This window comes from Streptomyces sp. NPDC037203 (genome assembly GCF_055605065.1).
Genome location: NZ_JBVJUC010000002.1, coordinates 667,729 through 690,880 on the forward strand (window position 1 = coordinate 667,729; position 23,152 = coordinate 690,880).

The 23,152-nt window shown below is 73.3% G+C and carries 23 protein-coding genes, 1 other RNA gene and 3 pseudogenes; 16 read left to right on the forward strand and 11 right to left on the reverse strand.

Going from position 1 to position 23,152, the window contains the following annotated elements; all coding sequences use genetic code 11:
* Nucleotides 1–114 precede the first annotated feature (114 nt).
* Complete coding sequence (locus ACZ7EC_RS07465; RefSeq protein WP_471059108.1) at nucleotides 115–741, reverse strand: response regulator; 627 nt, start codon at nucleotides 739–741, stop codon at nucleotides 115–117.
* A 24-nt stretch (nucleotides 742–765) separates the two neighbouring features.
* Nucleotides 766–2,061 (reverse strand): sensor histidine kinase, encoded by a 1,296-nt coding sequence (locus tag ACZ7EC_RS07470; protein WP_471059110.1) that lies wholly within the window; start codon nucleotides 2,059–2,061, stop codon nucleotides 766–768.
* Between the two features lie 366 nt (nucleotides 2,062–2,427).
* Here ACZ7EC_RS07470 and ACZ7EC_RS07475 point away from each other — a divergent pair, with 366 nt between their 5' ends.
* The gene (locus ACZ7EC_RS07475) at nucleotides 2,428–3,288 is read left to right on the forward strand and encodes a MaoC/PaaZ C-terminal domain-containing protein (RefSeq protein ID WP_471059112.1); all 861 of its coding nucleotides are present in this window, start codon (nucleotides 2,428–2,430) and stop codon (nucleotides 3,286–3,288) included.
* 108 nt (nucleotides 3,289–3,396) lie between these two features.
* On the opposite strand, the gene ACZ7EC_RS07480 is transcribed toward ACZ7EC_RS07475, so the two are convergent.
* Together ACZ7EC_RS07480 and ACZ7EC_RS07485 are read right to left on the reverse strand one after the other, a co-directional pair.
* Entirely contained in the window at nucleotides 3,397–3,555 is a 159-nt protein-coding gene (locus tag ACZ7EC_RS07480; RefSeq protein WP_471059114.1) for a hypothetical protein, read from the reverse strand.
* 96 nt (nucleotides 3,556–3,651) lie between these two features.
* Entirely contained in the window at nucleotides 3,652–4,851 is a 1,200-nt protein-coding gene (locus ACZ7EC_RS07485; RefSeq protein WP_471059116.1) for a hypothetical protein, read from the reverse strand.
* A 186-nt stretch (nucleotides 4,852–5,037) separates the two neighbouring features.
* On the opposite strand from ACZ7EC_RS07485, the gene ACZ7EC_RS07490 reads away from it, so the two are divergent.
* The 3 genes from ACZ7EC_RS07490 to ACZ7EC_RS07500 are packed head-to-tail and all read left to right on the forward strand — an operon-like array spanning nucleotide 5,038 to nucleotide 8,200.
* The gene (locus tag ACZ7EC_RS07490; protein ID WP_471059118.1) at nucleotides 5,038–5,877 is read left to right on the forward strand and encodes a Nif3-like dinuclear metal center hexameric protein; all 840 of its coding nucleotides are present in this window, start codon (nucleotides 5,038–5,040) and stop codon (nucleotides 5,875–5,877) included.
* A 13-nt stretch (nucleotides 5,878–5,890) separates the two neighbouring features.
* Nucleotides 5,891–6,634, forward strand: coding sequence for a zinc ribbon domain-containing protein (locus tag ACZ7EC_RS07495; protein WP_471059768.1), 744 nt, complete (start codon nucleotides 5,891–5,893; stop codon nucleotides 6,632–6,634).
* Nucleotides 6,635–6,646: 12 nt separating this feature from the next.
* Entirely contained in the window at nucleotides 6,647–8,200 is a 1,554-nt protein-coding gene (locus ACZ7EC_RS07500; RefSeq protein ID WP_471059120.1) for a bifunctional RNase H/acid phosphatase, read from the forward strand.
* Here the strand turns inward: ACZ7EC_RS07500 and eda are convergent.
* The 3 genes from eda to ACZ7EC_RS07515 form a co-directional block, all read right to left on the reverse strand.
* Nucleotides 8,186–8,875: a bifunctional 4-hydroxy-2-oxoglutarate aldolase/2-dehydro-3-deoxy-phosphogluconate aldolase gene (gene eda, locus ACZ7EC_RS07505; protein WP_471059770.1), complete on the reverse strand. Its 690-nt coding sequence runs from the start codon at nucleotides 8,873–8,875 to the stop codon at nucleotides 8,186–8,188. The genes ACZ7EC_RS07500 and eda overlap by 15 nt on opposite strands.
* 80 nt (nucleotides 8,876–8,955) lie before the next feature.
* A complete protein-coding gene (yaaA, locus tag ACZ7EC_RS07510; RefSeq protein ID WP_471059772.1) occupies nucleotides 8,956–9,738 on the reverse strand; it encodes a peroxide stress protein YaaA in 783 nt (260 codons plus the stop codon).
* An 86-nt stretch (nucleotides 9,739–9,824) separates the two neighbouring features.
* Complete coding sequence (locus ACZ7EC_RS07515; protein WP_471059122.1) at nucleotides 9,825–10,391, reverse strand: hypothetical protein; 567 nt, start codon at nucleotides 10,389–10,391, stop codon at nucleotides 9,825–9,827.
* 335 nt (nucleotides 10,392–10,726) lie between these two features.
* On the opposite strand from ACZ7EC_RS07515, the gene ACZ7EC_RS07520 reads away from it, so the two are divergent.
* The 3 genes and pseudogenes from ACZ7EC_RS07520 to rnpB all read left to right on the forward strand — a co-directional run bounded on the left by ACZ7EC_RS07520 (nucleotide 10,727) and on the right by rnpB (nucleotide 12,894).
* Nucleotides 10,727–11,572, forward strand: coding sequence for an AraC family transcriptional regulator (locus tag ACZ7EC_RS07520; RefSeq protein WP_471059124.1), 846 nt, complete (start codon nucleotides 10,727–10,729; stop codon nucleotides 11,570–11,572).
* Nucleotides 11,573–11,627: 55 nt separating this feature from the next.
* Nucleotides 11,628–12,371, forward strand: a pseudogene (locus ACZ7EC_RS07525) (DMT family transporter); the annotation flags it as partial.
* A 118-nt stretch (nucleotides 12,372–12,489) separates the two neighbouring features.
* Nucleotides 12,490–12,894: RNase P RNA component class A (rnpB, locus tag ACZ7EC_RS07530), an RNA gene on the forward strand.
* A gap of 4 nt (nucleotides 12,895–12,898) precedes the next feature.
* Here the strand turns inward: rnpB and ACZ7EC_RS07535 are convergent.
* Entirely contained in the window at nucleotides 12,899–13,066 is a 168-nt protein-coding gene (locus ACZ7EC_RS07535; RefSeq protein ID WP_471059126.1) for a DUF397 domain-containing protein, read from the reverse strand.
* An 80-nt stretch (nucleotides 13,067–13,146) separates the two neighbouring features.
* On the opposite strand from ACZ7EC_RS07535, the gene ACZ7EC_RS07540 reads away from it, so the two are divergent.
* The 5 genes and pseudogenes from ACZ7EC_RS07540 (at nucleotide 13,147) to ACZ7EC_RS07560 (ending at nucleotide 16,209) form a co-directional block, all read left to right on the forward strand.
* On the forward strand, nucleotides 13,147–13,704 hold the full coding sequence (locus ACZ7EC_RS07540; RefSeq protein WP_471059128.1) for a hypothetical protein: 558 nt from the start codon (nucleotides 13,147–13,149) through the stop codon (nucleotides 13,702–13,704).
* Between the two features lie 8 nt (nucleotides 13,705–13,712).
* Entirely contained in the window at nucleotides 13,713–14,255 is a 543-nt protein-coding gene (locus ACZ7EC_RS07545; RefSeq protein WP_471059130.1) for a hypothetical protein, read from the forward strand.
* Between the two features lie 51 nt (nucleotides 14,256–14,306).
* A pseudogene (locus ACZ7EC_RS07550) lies at nucleotides 14,307–14,459 on the forward strand (RNase A-like domain-containing protein); the annotation flags it as partial.
* A pseudogene (locus ACZ7EC_RS07555) lies at nucleotides 14,444–14,830 on the forward strand (contact-dependent growth inhibition system immunity protein); the annotation flags it as partial. The pseudogenes ACZ7EC_RS07550 and ACZ7EC_RS07555, both read left to right, overlap by 16 nt.
* A 164-nt stretch (nucleotides 14,831–14,994) precedes the next feature.
* Nucleotides 14,995–16,209 carry a beta-ketoacyl-[acyl-carrier-protein] synthase family protein gene (locus ACZ7EC_RS07560; RefSeq protein ID WP_471059132.1) on the forward strand — a complete coding sequence of 405 codons (1,215 nt, stop codon included), beginning with the start codon at nucleotides 14,995–14,997 and terminating at the stop codon, nucleotides 16,207–16,209.
* A gap of 73 nt (nucleotides 16,210–16,282) precedes the next feature.
* Here ACZ7EC_RS07560 and ACZ7EC_RS07565 read toward each other — a convergent pair whose 3' ends face one another.
* Nucleotides 16,283–16,627, reverse strand: coding sequence for a MazG-like family protein (locus ACZ7EC_RS07565; protein ID WP_471059133.1), 345 nt, complete (start codon nucleotides 16,625–16,627; stop codon nucleotides 16,283–16,285).
* 52 nt (nucleotides 16,628–16,679) lie between these two features.
* Nucleotides 16,680–17,237, reverse strand: coding sequence for a DoxX family protein (locus tag ACZ7EC_RS07570; protein WP_471059135.1), 558 nt, complete (start codon nucleotides 17,235–17,237; stop codon nucleotides 16,680–16,682).
* 165 nt (nucleotides 17,238–17,402) lie between these two features.
* On the opposite strand from ACZ7EC_RS07570, the gene ACZ7EC_RS07575 reads away from it, so the two are divergent.
* Both ACZ7EC_RS07575 and ACZ7EC_RS07580 read left to right on the forward strand, forming a co-directional pair.
* Nucleotides 17,403–17,729 carry a nuclear transport factor 2 family protein gene (locus ACZ7EC_RS07575; protein WP_471059137.1) on the forward strand — a complete coding sequence of 109 codons (327 nt, stop codon included), beginning with the start codon at nucleotides 17,403–17,405 and terminating at the stop codon, nucleotides 17,727–17,729.
* A gap of 119 nt (nucleotides 17,730–17,848) precedes the next feature.
* Complete coding sequence (locus ACZ7EC_RS07580; RefSeq protein ID WP_471059139.1) at nucleotides 17,849–19,126, forward strand: D-alanyl-D-alanine carboxypeptidase family protein; 1,278 nt, start codon at nucleotides 17,849–17,851, stop codon at nucleotides 19,124–19,126.
* Nucleotides 19,127–19,350: 224 nt separating this feature from the next.
* On the opposite strand, the gene ACZ7EC_RS07585 is transcribed toward ACZ7EC_RS07580, so the two are convergent.
* Nucleotides 19,351–20,109, reverse strand: a complete 759-nt coding sequence (locus ACZ7EC_RS07585; protein ID WP_471059141.1) for an SDR family oxidoreductase — start codon at nucleotides 20,107–20,109, stop codon at nucleotides 19,351–19,353.
* Between the two features lie 140 nt (nucleotides 20,110–20,249).
* On the opposite strand from ACZ7EC_RS07585, the gene ACZ7EC_RS07590 reads away from it, so the two are divergent.
* Nucleotides 20,250–21,551, forward strand: coding sequence for a multidrug effflux MFS transporter (locus ACZ7EC_RS07590; protein WP_471059143.1), 1,302 nt, complete (start codon nucleotides 20,250–20,252; stop codon nucleotides 21,549–21,551).
* Nucleotides 21,491–22,672 (forward strand): serine hydrolase domain-containing protein, encoded by a 1,182-nt coding sequence (locus ACZ7EC_RS07595; RefSeq protein ID WP_471059145.1) that lies wholly within the window; start codon nucleotides 21,491–21,493, stop codon nucleotides 22,670–22,672. The genes ACZ7EC_RS07590 and ACZ7EC_RS07595 overlap by 61 nt, the downstream gene beginning before the upstream one ends.
* Nucleotides 22,673–23,152: the final 480 nt, after the last annotated feature.

A 23,152-nucleotide genomic window follows, 5' to 3' on the forward strand; every position in this document is an offset into this window, starting at 1 on the left:
GCTGCCGTGGCCGGCCACGCCATCACAGCCGCCGCCTGCTCGGTCGCGCCGCCGCCGCGGCCGGTCCCGCCGCCACAGCCGCCGCCTGGCCGGCCGGCGCTCCCGGTCGCGGTCTCACAGCCACCCCTGCTGGCGGGCCTCCCGCACCGCCTCCGCGCGGTTGCGGGTGCCGGTCTTGCCGATGGCCGAGGAGAGGTAGTTGCGCACGGTCGACTCGGACAGGTGCAGCCGGCCCGCGACATCGGCGACGGTCGCCCCGTCCACGGACGCGTTCAGCACCTCGCGCTCGCGCGGGGTGAGCGGGTTCGGCCCGGCGCTGAGCGCGGCCGTCGCCAGCGCCGGATCTACCACGGTCTCCCCGGCCAGCACCCGCCGGATCGCCGCCGCCAGCTCCTCCACCGGCCCGTCCTTGACCAGGAACCCGCCCGCCCCGGCCTCCAGGGCCCGCCGCAGATACCCCGGCCGCCCGAAGGTCGTCAGGATCAGCACCCGGCAGCCCGGCGCCCGCGCCCGCAACTCCTCCGCCGCGTCCAGCCCGCTCATTCCGGGCATCTCGATGTCCAGCAGCGCCACGTCCGGCCCGTGCCGGAGCACCTCCGCCACGATCGCGTCCCCCGCGGCCACCTGCGCCACGACCTCGATGTCCGGCTCCATCCCGAGCAGCAGGGCGAGCGCGCCGCGCATCATGCCCTGGTCCTCGGCGAGCAGGACCCGGATCGCCTCCCGAGGCGTCTCGTCCATGGGCTCAGCGTACGGCCGCTCCGCTCAGCCCGCGGCGGGCGGCCGCGCCCCCACCGAGGCGAGTTCCTCGTCGGCCAGCGGGAGTTCCGCCGTCACCGCGAAACCGCCGCGGGGAGCCGGACCGGCCGTGAGGGAGCCGCCCGCGGCGGCCAGGCGTTCGGTGAGGCCCGTGAGGCCGGTGCCGACGATGCCCTGCGCGGAGCGGCCCACCGGGGCGCCGGAGCCGTCGTCGGTGACCGTCAGCCGGACGCGTTCCGCGGCGTTGGTCACGGCGATCTCGCAGCGGCTCGCGTCGCTGTGCCGGAGCACATTGGTGACCGCCTCGCGGACCACCCAGCCCAGCAGGGCCTCCGTCCGGGGGTCGAGGGGGGTGCCGGACTGGTGGAAGACCGGCTCGACGCTCGCCGCCAGCAGGGCCGAGCGGGCCCGGACCAACTCCGTCGCCAGACTGCCCTCGCGATAGCCGGTGACCGCCTCGCGGATCTCGGTCAGCGCCTGCCGGCCCACCGACTCGATGTCCGCGACCTGGCCCAGCGCCGCGTCCAGGTCGCGCGGCGCCAGCCGCCGGGCCGCCTCCGACTTCACCACGATCACCGACAGGGTGTGCCCGAGCAGGTCGTGCAGGTCGCGCGAGAAGCGCAGCCGCTCCTTCTCCACCGCGCGCCGGGCCAGTTCCTCACGGGCGGCGCGCAACTCCCGTACCGCCTCGGCCAGTCCGAGGATCGCCGCGGTCACCACGGTGGACAGGAAGGTGGCGTAGCCGACGTTCGCCGCCTCCGACCAGTCGCCGCGCGCCCCGGAGAGCACGGCCGCGTAGACCGCCAGCAGGATGGCCGAGCGGCCCAGCCACGGGCCGCGCAGGACGGCGCCCGCGGCCAGGCCCAGCAGCGGGAAGAACGCCAGCCAGTTGCCGCCGTAACCGACTGCCAGGCCCGTGGTCAGCAGGGCCATCAGCAGCAGCGCCACCCGTGTGCGCGGCTCCTCGCGCTTGGCCCGCTCGAAGGAGCGGAAGGTGACGTAGATGTACAGGGAGTTGAAGACGAACAGGCCCAGCCCGCCGATCAGCGGGTTGGGGGTCCTCCCCTGGAGCAGGTTGGAGAAGGCGCCCATCCCCAGCAGCAGCCAGGGCAGCAGCGCGAAGCCGGTGGGCGGCGGTCCGGGATCGCTGACGGACGGTGCCTCACCCCGTTTCCGGGCGGCGCGCGCGTCGGCCTTGAACCGCTCGTTCTCCGTCTTCCAGCGGTCCAGCTGCGCCTTCCACTCCAGCCGCTGTGCCTGCCAGGCCCGCACCTGGCACCGTATCTTCCGCCACGCCGACATCTCTTCGTTCCCCCTGGTCAGACGGTCTCCGCCGCACGGCGGTACGACAACACGGCGTACGATCCGAGGACCAGTCGCCAGCCCGTCAGCACGATGATCGCACCGGCACCGGGCGCGTGCCCCTCTGTCATCGCGCCGCCCGGCCCCGGCGATGGCGTCCCCGTCCCTCTGTGTCATGCCTGCGACGGTAGGGGCCGGGCCCACCGCGCGGGTAGACGCGCTTGTACGGACTCGGGCAGGACGAATGTCACCGGTTCCGAGGAGAGCCTGCGTACCGTCGGAAACCTTCACAGCCGTGGACGGCTGGGCTATACAAGGGGCGGCGGTCTGGACGCGTTCCAGACCCGAGGACCTCTGAGGAGCCCCATGCCCGTCGACGCGGCCAAGGCCCTCGCCGCCGCACCCCGCTCCGTCGAGATCGCCTGGACCGCCAAGGACGTCCAGCTCTACCACCTGGGCATCGGCGCGGGCCGCCCCGCCACCGACCCGGACGAGCTGCGCTACACGCTGGAGGACCGGCTGCGGGTGCTGCCGAGCTTCGCCACCGTCGCGGGCGCGGGCGAACCCGGTGTGACCGCCGGGCTGTCCATGCCGGGCGTGGACGTCGACCTGGCCAGGGTGCTGCACGGCGGACAGGCCCTGCGCGTGCACCGGCCCATCCCGGTCGAGGGCCGCGCCACGGCCACCTCCCGCATCACGGCCGTTTACGACAAGGGCACGGCCGCCGTGCTGGTGCTGCGCACCGAAGTGGCCGGCCCCGAGGGCCCGTTGTGGACGGATGACGCACGGATCTTCGTGCGCGGCGAGGGCGGCTGGGGCGGCGATCGGGGCCCCTCGGCCCGGCTGCCGGAACCGGACGGCGAGCCGGACCGCACCGTCGAGCGCCCGACCCGCCCGGACCAGGCCCTCCTGTACCGCCTCTCCGGCGACCTCAACCCTCTGCACGCCGACCCCGCGTTCGCCAGGCTCGCCGGGTTCGACCGGCCGGTCCTGCACGGGCTGTGCACCTACGGGATGACGCTCAAGGCCGTGGTCGACACCCTCCTCGACGGCGACGCGAGCCGGGTGCGCTCGTACACCACCCGGTTCGCGGGCGTCGTCTTCCCCGGCGAGACCCTGCGCGTCCGCGTGTGGCGGGGGCAGGCGGGCCGGCTGCGGGTCGCCGTCAGCGCCGCCGAACGGGACGACGCGCCCGTGCTCGCGGACACGGTCGTGGCGCACTCCTGAGCCGGGTACCGGCTGGAGCAGTTACCGGCTGAGACGGGTATCGGCGAACGGGTGTCGACACGACGAGAGGGGGCGCCCGTCGGGTGCCCCCTCTCGTCCTCGCTACCTTCAGGCAGCCGCCTCGGCGGTCTCCTCGGCGGTCTTGCGGTGCCGGCCGTGCGGAGACGTGTCAGTCTCCGTGGCCGAGACCGGGCCGCGGTGCCGGCCGTGGCCGGCGTTCTCCAGAGAGTCGGCAGACAGCTGCTGCGTCGTGCTGGTGTCGCTCATCGGACGTATTCACCCCGTCAACATCATCTTTCGTACAGCCGGAGGAGTGTAACCGGCACACCACGGGCCGAATCCAGGCGCACACGCCAACCGGCACTAGTTCGTTACAAGACGTCCCAGAGGCGCCTGCGCCAAGGGCACCGGACGCGGCGGGGCCGGCTCCGCGGGGCCCGGATCGGCCGCCTCGGCCCCCTTCTCGGCGGGCGCGCCGGAGGCCGGCCCGGCCTCGCGCGCACCGGCCGGTCCGGCCCCGTCCGCCCCCGTGCGCGGCCCGCCCGCCGGCGCCCGCAGCTCGGCCACCCCGCACGGTGTCTCGCGGGTGGAATACGGCAGCCGCAGCACGCCCTCCGGGGTCCACAGCCCCGCCCCGGTCAGCCAGCCCTTGGGCGCGGCGACATGCCGTACCCGCCGCTCGGCCGGCCGCCAGACGCCCACCCAGGTGCCCACCGGACCCTCGATGCGCAGCGCCACCCCGCAGCTCTCCGGCTCCAGCACCTGCCCCGGCTGGATCGCGAACGGCACCGCCGTGCACTCCGGCAGCCGCAGCGAGGTGGGGAAGCGCACCGGCAGCGTCGAGCCGAGGACGCCCCAGCCCAGCCGGGCCCGCCCCGGCGAGGGGGCGTCGGAGGAGATCAGCAGCAGCCCGCTGTCCGGGTCGGCCATGAGCAGCCTGTCGTCGCTGCCCGGCGCGATCTGGAGCAGCGGCGTCACCTCGCCCCGCTCCAGGTCCACCACGACCGTCTTGACGCACCCCTCCAGCTCCCGGTCCAGCGCCAGCAGCAGCCCGGCACGGTCCAGCCAGACCCCGCCCGAACAGCGCCCCGGCACCTCCACCAGCCGCTCGGGCCCGCCCGGTCCGCCCGCCACCTGCCACACCGCGCTGCCGCGGGGGCCGACCGTGACGGCGTACGCCCGCGCGCCCCCCGGCGCCGGGGGCAGCAGCGCGAGCCGGACACCGGTTCCGGCGCACTCCATGGCGCCCAGCGGCAGCTCCCCGGTGCCGGGCCCGGTCGGGTACAGCAGCGCGAAGAGGTGCCGTACCCCCGCCCGCCGGTGGATCAGGACCCGCCCGTCGGCCAGCGGCTGGAGCTCGGTGCCGGGCTCCTCGGGCTGATTGCCGGGCAGCGGCACCGCGTACGGCTCCGGGCCGTCCAGCGTCCAGCGCTCCGGGAACCAGGAGTCACCGCTCCGCGCGAGCCGCGCGGCGTACGCGCCGTCCGCCGTGAGCACGCAACCGCGCTCCGGGGAGCGGTCGTCCGTACCGGCGGACGGGGCATCGATGGCACAGACCGTCATCGTTCGGTCACCTCCGGCGACGAAGCTAGTTTTGAACGCACGGCCGTGCGGGGCGCCGTCCCCCGCTTCACACATACGGGTGGCGCAGAAGCGATTCCTCTGAGGACGCGGGCATGACTGTGCTGCGGGCGGCCGGGCGGGGCGGACGCGGTACGGCCCCGCCGAACAGCCAGGTAGCCTTTTCCCGTGCCCCGTCTGTCTGAAGTCATCGCCGCGCTGGAGAACCTGTGGCCCGCCGAGCGGGCCGAGTCCTGGGACGCGGTCGGCACGGTCGTGGGCGACCCCGACCAGGAGGTCACCCGAGTCCTGTTCGCCGTCGACCCCGTCCAGGAGATCGTCGACGAGGCCGTGCGGCTCGGCGCCGACCTGCTGGTCACCCATCACCCGCTCTATCTGCGCGGCACCACCACGGTCGCGGCCGCGCATTTCAAGGGCCGGGTCGTGCACACCCTGATCAAGAACGACATCGCGCTGCACGTCGCCCACACCAACGCCGACACCGCCGATCCGGGCGTCTCCGACGCCCTCGCGGGCGCGCTCGACGTCCGTGTCGTACGCCCCCTCGTGCCGGACCCCACCGACTCGCACGGGCGTCGGGGCCTCGGCCGGGTATGCGAACTCGACCACCCGCTCACCCTGCGGGAACTGGCCGCACGCGCCGCCGAGCGGCTGCCCGCCACCGCGCAGGGCATCCGGGTGGCCGGTGACCCCGAGGCCGTCATCCGCACCCTCGCGGTCAGCGGCGGCTCCGGCGACAGCCTCTTCGACCAGGTGCGCGCGGCCGGCGTGGACGCCTTCCTCACCGCCGACCTGCGCCACCACCCGGCCTCCGAGGCCGTCGCGCAGTCCCCGCTCGCGCTGCTCGACGCGGCGCACTGGGCCACCGAGTGGCCCTGGTGCGAACAGGCCGCAGGCCAGCTCGACGAGATCTCCGACCGCCACGGCTGGGACCTGCGGGTCCATGTCTCCAAGACGGTCACCGACCCCTGGACCGCCCACGCGGCGTCCTCCGCCACCACTAGCTAATGGGAGCCCCCAACTGAACGCCGCGCCCGCCGACCAGATCCGTCTCCTCGACGTCCAGGCCCTCGACGTCCGCCTGCAGCAGCTCGCGCACAAGCGGAGGTCGCTGCCCGAGCACGCCGAGATCGAGACGCTGAACAAGGACCTCACCCAGCTGCGCGACCTGCTCGTGGCCGCGCAGACCGAGGAGAGCGACACCGCCCGCGAGCAGACCAAGGCCGAGCAGGACGTCGACCAGGTGCGCCAGCGCGCCGCCCGCGACCAGCAGCGCCTGGACTCCGGCGCGGTCAGCTCGCCGAAGGACCTGGCCAACCTCCAGCACGAGATCGCCTCGCTCGCCAAGCGGCAGGGCGACCTGGAGGACGTCGTCCTGGAGGTCATGGAGCGCCGCGAGTCCGCGCAGGAGCGGGTGCACGAGCTGACCGAGCGGGTCGCCTCCGTCCAGTCGAAGATCGACGACGCGACCGGCCGCCGGGACGCCGCGTTCGAGGAGATCGACCGCGAGGCCGCGTCCGTCACCAAGGAGCGCGAGGTCGTCGCGGGCTCCGTCCCGGCGGACCTGCTCAAGCTGTACGACAAGCTGCGCGAGCAGCAGGGCGGCATCGGCGCGGCCAAGCTGTACGCCCGCACCTGCCAGGGCTGCCGCCAGGAGCTGGCCATCACCGAGCTGAACGAGGTCCGCTCGGCCGCCCCCGACACCGTGCTGCGCTGCGAGAACTGCCGCCGGATCCTGGTGCGTACGGCCGAGTCCGGGCTGTAGGGGGCTTACGGCGTGCGGGAGTTCATCGTCGAGGCGGACGGCGGCTCGCGGGGCAATCCCGGCCCCGCGGGCTACGGCGCGGTGGTCCGCGACGCGGCGACGGGGCAGACGCTGCTGGAGGCGGCCGAGTACATCGGTGTCGCCACCAACAACGTCGCCGAGTACCGCGGCCTGCTGGCCGGCCTGTGCGCCGCCCGCACCCTGGACCCCGCCGCCACCGTCCACGTCCGCATGGACTCCAAGCTGGTCGTCGAGCAGATGGCCGGCCGCTGGAAGATCAAACACCCCTCGCTGAAACCCCTGGCGACGCAGGCCCGGAACGTCTTCCCGCCGGACCGCGTGACGTACGAGTGGATCCCCCGCGCCGAGAACAAACACGCCGACCGCCTGGCCAACGAGGCGATGGACGCGGGGGCACGGGGGGAGCAGTGGAGCGCGGGGGAGTCGGCGGCGGAGCTTGAGGCGACCGCCGACGCCGGGACGGAAGTGGAAGCCTGGGCGGAAGCGGAAACCGGTGCCGAAGCCGGGACGGGGAGCGCGGCCGCGGCCGCCGGGGAGGCCGGTGCAGCCGCCGTAGCCGCGGGTGGTCGGGCCATTGAGCCGCCGTCCGTCCCGCAGGGGCCGTCCGCCGCGGCCGAGGGCAGCCACGCCGCCGAGCCGACGCCCGCCCACGCCCCGCCTGCGGGCGGTCGTGCCGCTGAGTCGCCGTCTGTCCCGCAGGAGCCGTCCGCCGCGGCCGAGGGCAGCCGTGCCGCTGAGGCGGCCCCCGGCCCCGCCGCAGGTGATCGGCGCGTGGAGTCGGCGGCTGTTTCCGCCGTAGCCGCGGGCGCTCGTGCCACTGCCGCGATGGGGGGCACCCCGCGTGAGGGAAGCCGGCAGCACCTCCGTAGCTCAGACCGGCAGCAGTCCTCCGCCCGTGGCTGGTCCGCCGCCCCCGACCTCGGTGCCCCCGCCACCCTCGTCCTCCTCCGCCACGGCGAAACCCCCCTGACACCCCAGAAACGATTCTCGGGCAGCGGCGGCACCAACCCGCCCCTCTCCGACACCGGCCGCGAACAGGCCCACCGCGTCGCCGCCGCCCTGGCGAGCCGCGGCACCGTCCAGACCATCCTCGCCTCCCCCCTCGCCCGCACCCGCGAGACCGCCGAGATCGTCGCCGCCCGCCTGAACCTGGACGTCGTCCTCGAAGACGGCCTGCGCGAAACGGACTTCGGGGCCTGGGAGGGCCTGACCTTCGGCGAGGTCCGCGACCGCTACCCGGACGACCTGAACGCCTGGCTCGCCGACCCCGCCGCCCGTCCCACCGGCGGCGGCGAGAGCTTCGCCGAGGTCGCCGCCCGCATCGCGGTCACGAAGGACGAGCTGGTCACCGCCCACGCGGGCCGCACCGTCCTGCTCGTCACCCACGTCACCCCGATCAAGACCCTCGTCCGCCTCGCCCTCGGCGCCCCGCCCGAGTCCCTGTTCCGCATGGAACTCTCGGCCGCCTCCCTGTCCGCCGTGGCGTACTACGCCGACGGCAACGCGAGCGTCCGCCTCTTCAACGACACCTCACACCTGCGCTGACGCCGGCCCCCGCAGCCCCGCCGCCGCCCGCGCCAGACCCTCGATCCGCGCCCAGTCCCCGGCCGCCACCGCGTCCGCCGGCACCATCCAACTCCCGCCCACGCAGCCGACGTTGGGCAGGGCCAGATACTCCGCCGCGTTCGCCGGCCCGATCCCGCCGGTCGGGCAGAACCGCGCCTGCGGCAACGGCCCGGCCAGCGACCGCAGATACGCCGTACCCCCCGCCGCCTGCGCCGGGAAGAACTTCATCTCCCGCACCCCGCGCTCCAGCAGCGCCACGACCTCCGACGCCGTCGACACCCCCGGCAGGAACGGCACCCCGCACCCCCGCATCGCCGCCAGCAGCCCCTCCGTCCAGCCGGGACTGACGAGGAACCGCGCCCCGGCCCCCACGGCCGCCGCCACCTGCTCCGGCGTGATCACCGTCCCCGCCCCGACCACCGCCTCGGGCACCTGCTCGGCGATCGCCCGGATCGCCTCCAGCGCGGCGGGCGTGCGAAGCGTCACCTCGACCACCCGCAACCCACCGCCCACGAGCGCCCGCGCCAGCGGCACGGCGGCGGAGGCGTCCGCGAGCACGACCACCGGCACGACGGCCGCGAGATCGAGCACGGAGTCGACCGGAGACGGAGACGGCGACGGCGACGACGGCGGCGGCAACGGCGGCAACGGCATGGGCTCAGGCGGGATCATGCCCTCATCGTCGCGAGCCGCCACACCCTCCGCAATCACCGTTGCGCACAGCGCAACGGTCCTTAGTGGACCTCCTCCACCAGCACATCCAGCCCCCATGCCTTCCCCGGCCGTTCCGGGGCCTGCGCCTCCACCGCGTACCCGAGCTCGCGCAGCGCCTCCACCAGTTCGGCGGGGTCGCGGGGTGCCAGGCCGTTCGAGAGCAGGGAGCGTACGATCCGCCCCTTCGTCGCCTTGTTGAAGTGGCTGACGACCTTGCGGGTCGGCGCGTGCAGGACCCGTACCGTCGCCGTCCGCCCCGCGACCTCGCCCTTCGGCTTCCACGCCGCCGCGTACGCGGCCGAGCGCAGGTCCAGCACCAGCCCGTTCCCGGCCGCCTCCGGCAGCACCTCGGCCATCGGCGCCCGCCAGTGCCCGGCCAGCGCGCCGAGACCCGGCAGCTTGATCCCCATCGAGCAGCGGTAGGAGGGGATGCGGTCGGTCACCCGGACCGCGCCCCACAGCCCGGAGAACACCAGCAGCGAGCGCGCCGCCCGCCGCTTCGCCGCCGCGTCCAGGGAGGCCAGATCGAGGGCGTCGTACAGGACACCGGTGTAGATCTCCCCCGCGGGCCGGGCGCCGGCCGTGCGCAGGGCCGCGTTCTTCGCGACCTCGCCGCGCAGCCCCTCGCTGAGCCCCAGCACCTCGCGCGCCTTCTCCTCGTCGCCCGCGCACAGCCCGACCAACTCCCCGAGCACGGCCTCGCGCGCGCCGGTCAGCCCCGGCAGGGACAGCGACTCCAGCCGCAGCGGGGCGCCCTCGCCCGAGTCGGCCTTACCTTCCGAGGGCGGCAGCAGGACCAGCAACACGTACTCCTTCACTTGCGCTCAGCCGCCAGCGTACGGGGTGCCGCCCGCGCCCCGCGCCTCCTCCGGCCCGGCGAACCCCCTGTTCACGCCGGTGTGAGCGTCCTCACGAGCGCCGCGGGTTCGTCGGTGTACAGCCGTACCACCCGTACCTCCTTCCGTCGCCCGAGCAGCGTCAAGTACCGGACAGGAGAGGCGAGTTCGACGGTCACCGATGTCTGCGCCCCGACGGGCAGATCGAGTTCGCCCTCCGCCCGTTCGTGCGTCGTCCGGGTCTCCCGCCGTACGGAGCTGATCGCGTCCAGCGGTATCCGCACGTCCACGTGCACCCCGTACCGCACCCGCAGGACGTCCCCGGTCAGCACGTGCGGCCGCACGACACCGGCCGCGTGCAGGCCGAGGACGAGCAGCACGGTGTAGACGTCCAGCACCAGCATGACGTCGTGCGCGAGGGGCCAGTCGCGCAGCATCACGGACACCCCGATCGTCTCGACCACGCAGACGAACGCGAGCCCCAGCAGCGTCGCCCCCTGTCCGCGCGCGTACCCGAACTCCCGCCCGCCTTCCGTCCCTTGACGCCGCCTCCCCACCCACAGCGCGAGACTCCCGAACACCCGAGCCTCGTGCAGCACCAGCCGTCGCACGCCCCTCATGCGTCCTCCCCTCCGACGCGCGCGTTCCCCGGACCGCGCCCCGATGCCGATCAGTACGAGGAACTCCCGGCCCCGGCGGCCACGGGAGAGACCTCGATCTGCCCCAACACGCAGGATATAGCGGCCAGTTGGTGCGAGTCCGGCTCCCCGGCGTCCAGCAGAGCGCGCGGCCGCCGGCGGCGCTCCCCATGTCGCCCTCCGTGTCCGCCGCCCAAGCGCTGACGCCGCCGGAGGGGGCACGGGCTCGGCGTCGCCGGTCGCGTGGAAGGAAGCGGGGCCCGTCCGGCGTTCCCGATGGCGGGCGGCGTGACCGCCGTACGACGAGGGGGGCGTCCATGACCGAGGCAGTGATCGCATCCGGACCCGAACGGGCCCTGTGGCGGCGGACCAGACTCGGCCGCGAGGGGCCGCCGCTCGACCTGCTCACGGCGAGCTTCCGGCGCCACACCTACGCCCCGCACGCCCACGACGAGTACACGATCGGGGTCTGCGTCGGCGGGTACGAGGTGATCGACTACCGGGGCGGCCACATCCGCACCGGCGCCGGGACGATCGTCGTACTGGACCCCGGCGAGATGCACACCGGCGGACCCGCCAACGCCACCGACGGCTACGCCTACCGCGCCCTGTACGCCGAGCCGTCCCTGCTGGGAGAGGGCACCGCCGGGGGCGCCCCGCACTTCCCCGAACCCCTGCTGGACGACCCCGAGCTGGCCCTGGCGCTGGCCCGCGCGCACACCGAGCTCGGCGCCTGCCCGGACCCGCTGGAGGCCGAGTCCCGGTTTCCCTGGCTGCTCACCGCGCTCGCCCGGCGGCACTCCACCGCCCGGCCGGTGCCCGACCGCGTCCCCGGCGCGGCCGGCATCGCGCGCACGGTCCGCGACCGGCTCGCCGACGAGCTGACCGCCCCGCCGACGCTCGCCTCGCTCGCCGCCGACTTGGGCCTTTCCCGGTACCAGTTGCTGCGGGCCTTCCGTACGGCGACGGGCATACCGCCGTACGCCTGGCTCGCCCAGTACCGGGTGGGCAGGGCGCGGGCGCTGCTGGAGGCGGGGCTGCGGCCGGCGGAGGTGGCGGGCCTCGTCGGCTTCGCGGACCAGGCGCATCTGACCCGCTGGTTCCGCAGGGTGCTCGGGGTGACCCCGGCGGCGTACCGCAACAGCGTTCAAGACACCCGGTGAGGGAGTGGCCGAGACTCGCCGCATGACTGCACGTGGCTGGTTCCTGTTCTCCCTGATGGGAGTGGTCTGGGGCATCCCCTATCTGCTGATCAAGGTCGCGGTGGCCGAGGTGTCCCCGCCCTTCCTGGTGTTCACCCGCTGCGCGCTGGGCGCGGCCCTGCTGCTGCCGTTCGCGCTGCGCCAGGGCGGCCTGCCGCGCACCGTCCGCACCCACTGGCGGCCCATGCTGGCCTTCGCGGTCCTGGAGATCGTCGTCCCCTGGTTCACCCTCACCGACGCCGAACGGCACCTGTCCAGCTCCACGTCCGGCCTGCTCATCGCGGGGGTGCCGATCGTGGGCCTCCTCGCGGCCCGCTTCCTCGGCACCGCGGAACACCTCGGCGCCCGGCGACTGACCGGCCTCGCCCTGGGCCTCGCCGGGGTCGCGGTCCTGGCCCTGCCCCACCTCACCGGCGGCGACGCCCGCTCCCTCGCCGAGGTCCTGCTCACCGTCGTGGGCTACGCCACGGCACCCCTGATAGCCGCCCGCCACCTAAGGGACGTCCCCTCCCTGCATCTGACGGCCCCCTGTCTCACCCTGGCCGCCCTGGTCTACGCCCCCGCCGCCGCCCTCACCCGCCCGGCCACGCTCCCTTCCGCCCAGGCCCTGGCCGCCCTCGCCGCGCTGGGCGTGCTCTGCACCGCCCTCGCCTTCGTCGCCTTCCTGGAGCTGATCAAGGAGGCGGGCCCCGCCCGCGCCACGGTCATCACCTACGTGAACCCGGCGGTGGCGGTGGCCGCGGGCGCCGCCGTCCTGCACGAGCCCCTGACCCTCACCGTGCTCCTGGCCTTCGCTTTCATCCTGGCGGGCTCGGTGCTGGGGACGGCGGCCGGTCCGCGGCGGCGCGTACGACCGGTACCATGGTCGGCACGGCAGACGAGCCGGGCGGACGGCCGCGTGGAGTCCCCCTAGGGGGCTTCCCGAGGAACGTCCGGGCTCCACAGGGCAGGGTGATGGCTAACGGCCATCCGGGGTGACCCGCGGGACAGTGCCACAGAAAGCAAACCGCCCGGTGCTCAGGCACTGGGTAAGGGTGAAACGGTGGTGTAAGAGACCACCAGTGCCCAGGGTGACCTGGGCAGCTAGGTAAACCCCACCCGGAGCAAGGTCAAAAGGAGCGCCGTCACAAGCGCTCTGCGCGGACGTTCGAGGGCTGCCCGCCCGAGTCCGCGGGTAGACCGCACGAGGCCGGCGGCAACGCCGGCCCTAGATGGATGGCCGTCGCTCCGGGGCCCGCGAGGGCCCCGGAGAACAGAACCCGGCGTACAGCCCGACTCGTCTGCCGCCTACGCCTCCGGCGAAGCCGACCCGACGAACCCCGCCCACGCCTCGCGCGACACGGCGGTTCTCGTACCAGCCGCGACCTCCACACACTGGCCGCCCTCGGGTCCGCTGTAGTTGCTCTTGAACCAAGCGAGGTCGGTTGCGTCGGTCGAGGACTCAGCGTTGTTCATAGCTCTCCCGGCAACCCTTCGATGAAATCCAATGACTCTCGCGGCGTGAGCAACGAGCCGTAGCCACGAAAGGAGGCAGGGTGCTCGATTCCGCTTCCTGGCAGGCCGGCCTGCTGGAATTGTTCGGCGGGGCTTTCGCCTTCGCGGCGGTGGGTCCGCGGACCCAGGACGACTGGCGCCGCGATGTGCAGGCGGTCATGATGCTCGAGGCCAAGGACCCGCGCGACTGGAGTGCCCTGATCGTCCCCCCACCGAGCAGCGCTTCCGCGGCGACCGACGAGAAGCCGTTCGCCGCCCTTCGCCTCGAAGAATTCGACAGGCTCCTGTACCCGGTGGGGAGGGAATCCGCCACGCAGTTGCTGGTCGCTCTGCAAGGGGAGTTCTACCAGTCGATCAATATCCCGGATTTCGCAAACCGTGAGAAGCGGCTCGTCGTCTGTGCCAAGGAGATTCTCTCTCGCTTCGGCCGGGATGCCAGATGTTATACGAATGCGGCCGAGGCTCGGGATGATCCGAACGCCAACCTCATGAATCCTGATACCGAGTGGAACTGCCTGTCCGAGTTCACCACCGACTGCGGCCTCGTCGTTGTCTCCGACTCTGAGGCCGGAGTCTTCTGGGCCTTTTCCGAGGACTGAGATCCATCATGCGCACCCGATCCGCCACCTACCCCGACCGAGAGACCGCAGCAGGCGACCCCAGGGCGAGCGCGGCGAGGGACCTGCCCGCCTGCGCACGGGGGCGCTTCGACGAGCGTCAGTCCTTCGCCGTGCTCGCCACCCGCGGCGAATCGGACTGGCACGACACGGTGATGAATGCCATCCGGGGGAATGCCGTACTCCGGCAGGTTGACTTGGGAGAATTACGGGACAGCCTCCTGGAGATCTCCGCTGCCCAGGCACTGGAGCTGGCCGGGCTGATCTCGGTCGGGTCTCTTCTGTACGGCCCACACCCCTCCCTTCGCGTCCCCGACGCGGAACGTGACACCTGTCTGCGAGAAGTCCTCGCGACCGTGGGGGACAGCGCGCTCTTCTTCACCAATCACGGGCATGCGGAGTACGGTGCGGAGGCCGACTTCCTGGCCTCGTCGTTCCACGCCAACGTCCTTGCGGGCCTCACCGTCGACATCTGCCTCATCGGGGTTTCGGACGAGAACGTCCTGGTGCTCTGGCGTTTCGAGGACGGCTGAACCGTCCGCGACAGTCCGACCGCCGCCCACAGCCCCAGGGGAGTACCGACGGTGCGCACCCGATCCGCCACCTACCCCGACCGCGAGACCGCCCAATGGGCCACCCAGCAGGTCGTCACCGCCAATGAGCAGCTCATCCACCGCTGGCTCGCGCAGTCCACGCGGGCGCGGTTGAGTATCAAGGCGGCCTGGCCCGCGCGGGAGAAGCGCGGCCGTGGGCCCTCGCCGGCGCCGAACGGCAGTTGCGGGAGTACGCCGACAACCCGCCGGGGCGGCACCGGCTGCGGCTCGGCGAGTTCTACGCCATCCCCGACGTCGGCCTGCCCCAAGGCGAGATCCAGTCCTGGCACCATCATTCCGCCGTCGAGGACCACCGGAACTCCACCGACCGCCACCTTGTGGCCCGCCTCGTCGGGGAGTTGCAGGAACTGCTCGCGCTGGACCTGGACGAGTCCGGCTACGCCCTCGCCGTCGCGGAACTCGGCATGGAGGTCGACCCTCCCGCGCCGTACTCACCCAGCGGCTGGCTGGCGGTCGTCGCCGCGCAGTTCGCTGTGACGGACGGCCGGAGCTGAGCGAGCGTGCGCTCCCGCTCACGGGATCGCATTGTTGGAATCTGACAATCCCTCACTTCCAAATCGGTCGGCTCCTGGCCTGATCTCCATTGTGAGCGCTGGCATGATCTCCGTGAGGGCAAGCTAGGTGCTATGTAGCATCTGGACAATTCAAGGAGGCGTGTGTGACCCGTAACGGTCGTGTGCTGGTGACGGGTGTCGGGGCGATGACGCCGGTGGGAGCCGATGCGCCGTCATCGTGGGCGGCGCTACTGGACGGAAAGTCGGGGGTGCGCTTCCTGGAGGAGGAGTGGGCCGCGGACCTGCCCGTGCACGTGGCGGCCGGGCTCACGGTGGACCCTGCCGCCCTCCTCCCGAGGACCGAGGCAAGGAAGCTGGACCGCGGTGAGCAGATCGCCATCCTCAGCACGCGCGAGGCATGGCAGGACGCCGGTACTCCGGAGGTCGAACCGGAACGACTCGCCGTCGTCATCGGTACCGGGACCGGTGGTGTCCTCACCACGCTCGGGCAGGACGACATCTTCGAACGCGCCGGCATTCGGCGGCTGTCGCCGTTCGCGGTCCCCATGCTGATGCCCAATGGACCGGCCGCCTGGGTGAGTATGGACCTGGGCGCGAAGGGAGGCGCCAGGACTGCGGTGAGTGCCTGTGCGTCCGGCGCGGAGGCGCTCGCCATGGGGCAGGACCTGATCCGCAGCGGGCGGGCGGACGTGGTCGTCGCAGGCGGGGTGGAGGCATGCCTGCACCCCTTCACCATCGCGGCGTTCGCCCAGATGAAGGCATTGTCGACGCAGTCCATGGACCCAGAGGCCGTGTCCCGCCCGTTCGACGTCAGGCGTTCCGGGTTCGTCATGGGCGAGGGCGCGGGGATGATGGTGCTCGAACGTGCCGAGTTCGCGCGAGCCCGTGGAGCACGTGCCTATGGCACGCTGGCCGGCAGCGCTGTGAGTTCGAGCGCGAACCACATCACGGCCTCCGATGCGGAAGGCCAGGCATTCGCCATGCAACTGGCCCTGCGCGACGCCGGCCTGGGCCCGCAGGACATCGGGGTCGTGCATGCCCACGCCACGTCGACGGAGTCCGGTGACCTGGCGGAGGCCGAGGCGATCACTCGGGTCATCGGCAGCGACGCCGCGGTGACGGCCACGAAGTCGATGACGGGTCACATGATGGGCGCGTCCGGGACGGTCGGCGCCATGGCCGCTCTGTTCGCGCTCAGGGACGGCACGATGCCGGCCACGCGCAATCTTGACGAACTCGACCCGCGCGTGGAACTGGACGTGGTGCGCGGTGAGCGGCGCACCGGTCAGTGGTCTGCCGCGCTGGCCAACTCGTTCGGCTTCGGCGGACACAACGTCAGTCTCGTCTTCACCAAGTGACGAGAGCTTGACCGCACGCCGGGCGGCACCGCCGATCCGCCGGTCCGGCGCGGGTGGCCAACCGAACAGGAGGCTACGCCGACGGCTTCAGCGGTCGCTCCCGCACCCCCCTCAGATGCCGTTCGAACACCTCGCCCGCCTCCGGGGTCAGGGTCCGCAGAGCGACCAGGGCGGTGATGACGACGTCGCACAGTTCCGCCTGGACGTCGTCCCAGGTGTGGGTGACGCCCTTGCGGGGGTTCTGGCCGGTCGCGCCGATCACCGCCTCCGCGACCTCGCCGGCCTCCTCGGACAGTTTGAGGATGCGCAACAGCAGGCCCTCCCGGCCCGGTTGGGGCGTCTGCGCGGCCTCCAGGCGGGAGAAGAGTTCGTCGATGGCGGGCCAGAGGGCGAGGGGAGCGGGGTGCTGGTCGGTCATGCGGGGCAGCCTGCCACGGGCGGGTGTCCGGCACGCCGTGCGAGCGCGCGGCTCACTCCTCCTCGAACTCCTCGAACAGCGCGCCCTGCCGGCCTTCCTTCTTCGCCCGTACCCGCCTCGTCCGCGCCCCCACCACCACCGCCGTGCCCGCCGCCGTCGCCGCGAGGGCGGCGGGGACCATCCAGCCGCGGTCGAGGACGTGGCCGAGTGCGTGGTCCAGGGAGAGCCGGCCCGGACCGGTGATCGCGAGGCCCACCGCGGCGAGGCCCAGCGTCGCCGCGTACTCGTAGCCGCCCTCCTGGGCGAAGAAGCCGTTGGGCGCGTGCACCGCCGCCGCCCCCGCCATGGCGCCCGCGGCCGCCGCGCCCGCCGCCGGGGTGGCCAGGCCCAGCGCGAGGAGCGTGCCGCCGCCGGTCTCCGCGAGGCCCGCCGCCGTGGCGCTCGCCTTGCCGGGGGCGTAGCCGACGGACTCCATGAACTGGCCGGTGCCCTCCAGACCGTGGCCGCCGAACCAGCCGAACAGCTTCTGCGCGCCGTGCGCCGCCAGTACCCCGCCCGTGCCCAGCCGGAGCAGCAGCAGGCCCAGATCACGTCGGTCGTAACAGGTCATGGTGACTCCCAAGCCAAGGCGTCGGAGAGAGCGGGACAGAGACACAGCGAAGGTCGTACGACGAAGCCTCTCCCGTGTTACCACCGCCACACCGGTCACACCATCGGACGCATCCAAGCGTGGGTTCCGGTGGCGGGGCCGGGGGCCCGGTGTGAGCCTGGCGCCATGACGATTCAGCCAGCCAAACTCAGCGACCCGGTCGTCCGGGCCTTCGTCAACGCCGTCAACGCCCATGATCGCGACGGCTTCCTGGCCCTGCTCGCGCCCGGCGCGACCATGTCCGACGACGGCACCGACCGCGATCTCGCCGACTGGATCGACCAGGAGATCTTCTCCTCCCGCGGGCATATCGACGTCGACAACGAGTCCCGCGGCGGACGCGCTCTGGTCGCCCGCTACCGCAACGACACCTGGGGCGAGATGAAGACCCGGTGGAACTTCACCGTCGACGAGGACGGCCGGATCTCGCGGTTCGAGACCGGTCAGGCGTGAAGCTGCTCATGTTGGGCACGTCACGTTCATCGGTCAGATTTTCATAACGTGGCAAATTCCCTGGCGGTCATCCCCCTTCGCTGCCGAATCCGCTGCTCGGCGCGGTGTACCGTCCCGGAGTGCGCGAATCCTCCCGGCTCAGCCGGCGTGCCGTCCTCGGGCTGACGGCCGCCGCCCTTCCTCTGCCCGCCGCCGCCCTTCCCCTGTCCGCGGCCGCCCCGGCCCTCGCCGCGCCCCCGGTCACCGCCATCGGCGGCGAACGGCTGGCCCGCGGCGGCCTCCAGGTGGAGGGCGCCACCGGGGTGCCCGCGAAGCTGCTCACGGCCCGCGCCTGGCTGGTCGCCGACGGTACGACCGGTGAGGTGCTCGCCTCCTTCAACGCCCATCAGCGGCTCGCGCCCGCGTCCACGCTGAAGATGCTGTTCGCGGACACCGTGCTGAAGAAGTTCGACCGCACCGAGAAGTACACGGTCAAGGACTCCGACATCTCCGACGTCCCGGCCGGCTCCAGCCTCGTCGGGATCAAGGCGGGCATCACCTACACCGTCGAGCAACTGTGGCAGGGCGTTTTCCTGCGCTCCGGCAACGACGCCGTGCACGTCCTCGCGCACATGAACGGCGGCATCGCCAAGACCGTCGCCGAGATGCAGGCCAGGGCGCGGGACCTCCAGGCCCTCGACACCCATGTGGTCAGTCCCGACGGCTTCGACCACCCCGGCCAGCTCTCCTCGGCGTACGACCTGACCCTCTTCGCCCGGCACGGACTGAAGGACCCCGACTTCCGGGGCTACTGCGGCACCCGCACCGCAAACTTCCCGGCCGGCGGCAAGAAGACCTTCCAGATCCAGAACACCGACCGCCTGCTGACCGGGGCGTGGGGCCTGAAGACGTACGACGGCCTGATCGGCGTGAAGAACGGTTACACCAGCCACGCCGGCAACACCTTCACCGGCGCCGCCACCCGCGACGGCCGCACCCTGCTGGTCACGGTCATGCACCCGGCCACCGGCAGCAACGCCGTCTACGAGCAGACCGCCGCCCTCCTCGACTGGGGCTTCACGCGCGGCCGTACGGCCCGGCCGGTGGGCACGCTGGTCGAGCCGCTCAGCGAGGGCGGCGCGACCGCGTCCGCGGCGCCCGGACACGCGGGCGGGCAGGCCGGCGGGGCGGGCGCACCGGCCAAGGGTCCCTCCGCCGACCGCCTCGTGGAGGGCGCGGCGGGCACCGCGGCCCTGCTCGCGGCGGCGGGCGGCTTCCTGCTGCGGCGCCGCCGCCGGTCCCTCGCGGCGCGGGACGCGGCCGGTACCGGCAGGCCCCCCGCGCCCCGCGCGGCGGAGCCGGACCTCGCGGAGCCGCCGGCCCCGACCGACCAGCCGGGTGGCCGGCACCGGCGCTGACGCCGTACGGCGGTCGCCCACCGGCGGCCGGGCCGCCTCGGTGCGACGGCCGGTGCGGTGGAACGACCGCCGTATCCCCCCTCGCGGTGGCTTCGGAATGCGTCCGCTCCAAGTGTGAAGCTCTTGTGGAGAAGAGTTGAGCACGAGGGATCAACGGGGCGCAAGGGCAAGGCTGTTGGATTTCCGGTGGCGCGAATGTTCGTGCCGAGGGCGGGAGTCGGGGGTCAGCCGCGTCCGATGTACGGCATCGCCGTCGCCAGCACCGTCGCGAACTGCACATTCGCCTCCAGCGGCAGCTCCGCCATGTGCCGTACGGTGCACGCCACTTCGGCCACGTCCATCATCGGCTCCGGCGCCGTCTCGCCGTTCGCCTGGAGCACGCCGGTGCTCATCCGCCGCGTCATGTCCGTCGCCGCGTTGCCGATGTCGATCTGCCCGACCGCGATCCGGTACGGACGCCCGTCCAGGGACAGGGACTTGGTGAGGCCGGTCAGCGCGTGCTTGGTCGCGGTGTAGGCGACCGAGTGCGGGCGGGGCGCGTGCGCGGAGATCGATCCGTTGTTGATGATCCGACCGCCCTGCGGGGTCTGCTCCTTCATCGTCCGGTACGCGGCCTGCGCGCACAGGAACGCCCCGTTGAGATTGGTGTCCACCACGTGCCGCCAGGCGTCGTAGGGGAGTTCCTCGACCGGGACCCCGCCGGGCCCGAACGTGCCCGCGTTGTTGAACAGCAGATCCAGCCGGCCGAACCGGTCCACGGCCGCCTCGAACAGCGTCGCCACGTCCTCGGGCCGGGACACGTCGGCGCGGACGGCGATCGAGGGCGCCGCGGGCGCGAGGGCCGCCGTCTCCTCGAGCGTCTCGACGTGCCGTCCGGCCAGCGTCACCGACCAGCCGGTGCGCAGCAGCTCCACGGCGACCGCCCGGCCGATCCCGGAACCGGCGCCGGTCACCACCGCGATCTTCGATTGGGTGTCAGTCATGGCACGGAGCGTAGGCGTCCACTTCGTCGTCCGTATGTTCCTCGGCAGTTTGTCCGAGCTGGGAACATGGGAGGCGCGCTTCAGTGGAAGTTTCAAGCAAGGCGTCCCGGCCGGGACGCCTGGACCCAGGGAGGGGACTCATGCCCGAGCACGCGGCGGCACCGACACCGCGGACGGAAGATCCGGAGACCGCCACCGCGCCCCCCGCCGACCGCCGCACCGGCCTCCTCGTCACCTTCGTCCTCGGCGGCCTCACCGCGACGCCCCCGCTCGCCATGGACATGTACCTTCCCTCGCTGCCGGAGGTGACCCGGTCCCTGCACGCGCCCGCCGCCACCGTGCAGCTCACCCTCACCGCCTGCCTGCTCGGCATGGCCCTCGGGCAGCTGGTCGTCGGCCCGATGAGCGACCGCTGGGGCCGGCGCCGCCCGCTGCTGATCGGGCTCGCCGTGAACCTCGTCGCGACCGCCCTGTGCGCCCTCGCCCCGAACGTCGAGACGCTGGTCGCCTTCCGGCTGGTCCAGGGCCTCGCGGGCGCGGCCGGCATCGTCATCGCGCGGGCCGTCGTACGCGACCTGTACGACGGTGTCGCCATGGCCCGCTTCTTCTCCACCCTGATGCTGATCTCCGGGGTCGCGCCGGTCGTGGCGCCGCTGATCGGCGGGCAGATCCTGCGGGTGACCGACTGGCGCGGGGTGTTCCTGGTGCTCACCGTGATCGGGGCGCTGCTCGGCGCGCTGGTCTGGCTGCGACTGCCCGAGACCCTGCCGCCCGCCGGCCGCCACGGCGGGGGAGTGGGGCACGCCCTGCGCTCGATGCGCTCGCTCCTCGCCGACCTGCCCTTCACCGGCTACATGCTGGCCGGGGGCTTCGCCTTCGCCGCGCTGTTCGCCTACATATCGGCGTCCCCGTTCGTGATCCAGGAGATCTACGGCGCCTCCCCGCAGACCTTCAGCCTGCTGTTCGGCCTCAACTCGGTCGGCCTGGTGGTCGCCGGACAGATCAACGGCAAGGTGCTGGTCGGCCGGGTCAGCCTGGACAAGGTGCTGGCCACCGGGCTCGCGGTGATCACGCTCGCCGCGACCGCGCTGCTGCTGATGTCCACCGGCGTCCTCGGCGAGGTGGGGCTCGCGCCCATCGCCGCCGCGCTGTTCGTGCTGATGTCCGCGATGGGCCTGACCATGCCCAACGCCCAGACCCTCGCCCTGCTGCGCACCAAGCACGCCGCCGGATCGGCGTCCGCGCTGCTCGGCACCTCCTCCTTCCTCGTCGGCGCGGTCGCCTCGCCGCTCGTCGGGATCGCCGGGGAGCGCACCGCCGTTCCGATGGCCGTCGTCCAACTGGCGGCCGCACTGGTCGCGGGGGCCTGCTTCGTGGGAATGTGCCGTCCCTGGAACACGCGGGAGCACACCCGTGCGGGGTCGGAAGGAGACGAGAGCTGAGCGCACCGAGACTGCGCGCCGACACACCGGAGCGGGCCGGGCTGGACCCCGGAGCGCTGGAACACCTGGTGGGCGAGGTGCACGCCCGCACCGCCGGGCCGCGCCCCTGGGCACCCGGCGCGGTCGTGGTGGCCGGACGCGGACCCGTGATCGCCGTGGCCGAGGCGGCGGGCTGGGCGGTCCGCTACTCCTCCTACGACCCCCGCACCGACACGGGCGTCGAACTGCCGCCCGCCGACCGGGTGCCGGCCACCGTCGACACCCCCTTCGACCTGGCCTCCCTGACCAAGCTGTTCACCTCGGTCGCGGCGGTGCAGCAGATCGAGCGCGGCACCGTGGGCATGGACACCCCGGTGGGCCACTACCTGCCGGAGTTCCGGACCCTCGCCGAACACCGGGTCACGGTACGGCAGTTGCTCAGCCACACCTCCGGGCTGCGCCCCGAACTCCCGCTGTACGACTGCCCGGACCGCGCCGCCCGGCTGACGATGCTGCGCGCCGAGGCGCCGTCGAGCCCGCCCGGCACGTACCGGTACTCGGACCTGAACATGCTGCTCCTCCAGTTCGTCCTGGAGCGCGTCACCGGCCGCACCCTCGACGTCCTCGTGCGCAACGGCATCACCCGCCCGCTCGGCATGACCGCCACCGGGTTCGGGCCCTGGCCGGGCGCCGCGGCCACCGAGGACCAGTGGCGGCCGTGGGCCAAGGCCGACCGGGGGATGCTGCGGGGCGTCGTACACGACGAGAACGCGTGGGCCCTCGGCGGCATCGCAGGGCACGCCGGCCTCTTCTCCACCGGCCGCGACCTCGCCGTCTTCTGCCGCGCCCTGCTGGCCGGCGGCTCCTACGGCCCCGCCCGCATCCTCGCCCCCGAGTTCACCGACCTCCTCCTCGCCCCGCCCGGCCTCGGTTTCACCCTCGACCAGCCCTGGTTCATGGGCGCCCTCGCCGGCCGCGGCGCCGCCGGGCACACCGGCTTCACCGGCACCTCCCTGGTCCTCGACCGGGCGACGGACACCTTCCTGGTCCTCCTCGCGAACACGGTCCACCCGCGCCGCCGCCCCCCGGACAGCACCCCGAGGGCGGCGCTCGGCACATGGCTGGCACGGGCGGTGGTGTGAGGGAGCCGACCCGGCACCCTCAGCCGACCCGGCACGGGACCGCCGCCGATCCGCTGCGCGGGCCGTCGGCGGGCAGGGGCCGGGGTCAGGGCCGGTCGGCCGTCTCCGCCGTGTGGGCGGTCGGTGGGACGGGGACTGGTACATCGCTCCCGCCGGGCGGGCTGTCGGCCGGGTGGGGACCAGGACGTCGCTTCCCGCGCGTGGGCCGTCGGCTGGGCGGGGGCGGGTCCGGGGATTCCGCGGCGCGGGCCGTCGCGGGGCCGGTCCGGGGATTCCGACAGCGCGGGTCGTCGGCGGGGTCGGGCCGGTTCGAGGCCGGTCGGCCGTCTCCGCCTTGTGGGCGGTCGGCGGGATGGGGACTGGTACATCGCTCCCGCCGGGTGGGCTGTCGGTCAGGTGGGGACCGGTACGTTGCTTCCGGCGCGCGGGCCGTCGGCTGGGCGGGGGCCGGTCCGGGGATTCCGCGGCGCGGGCCGTCGC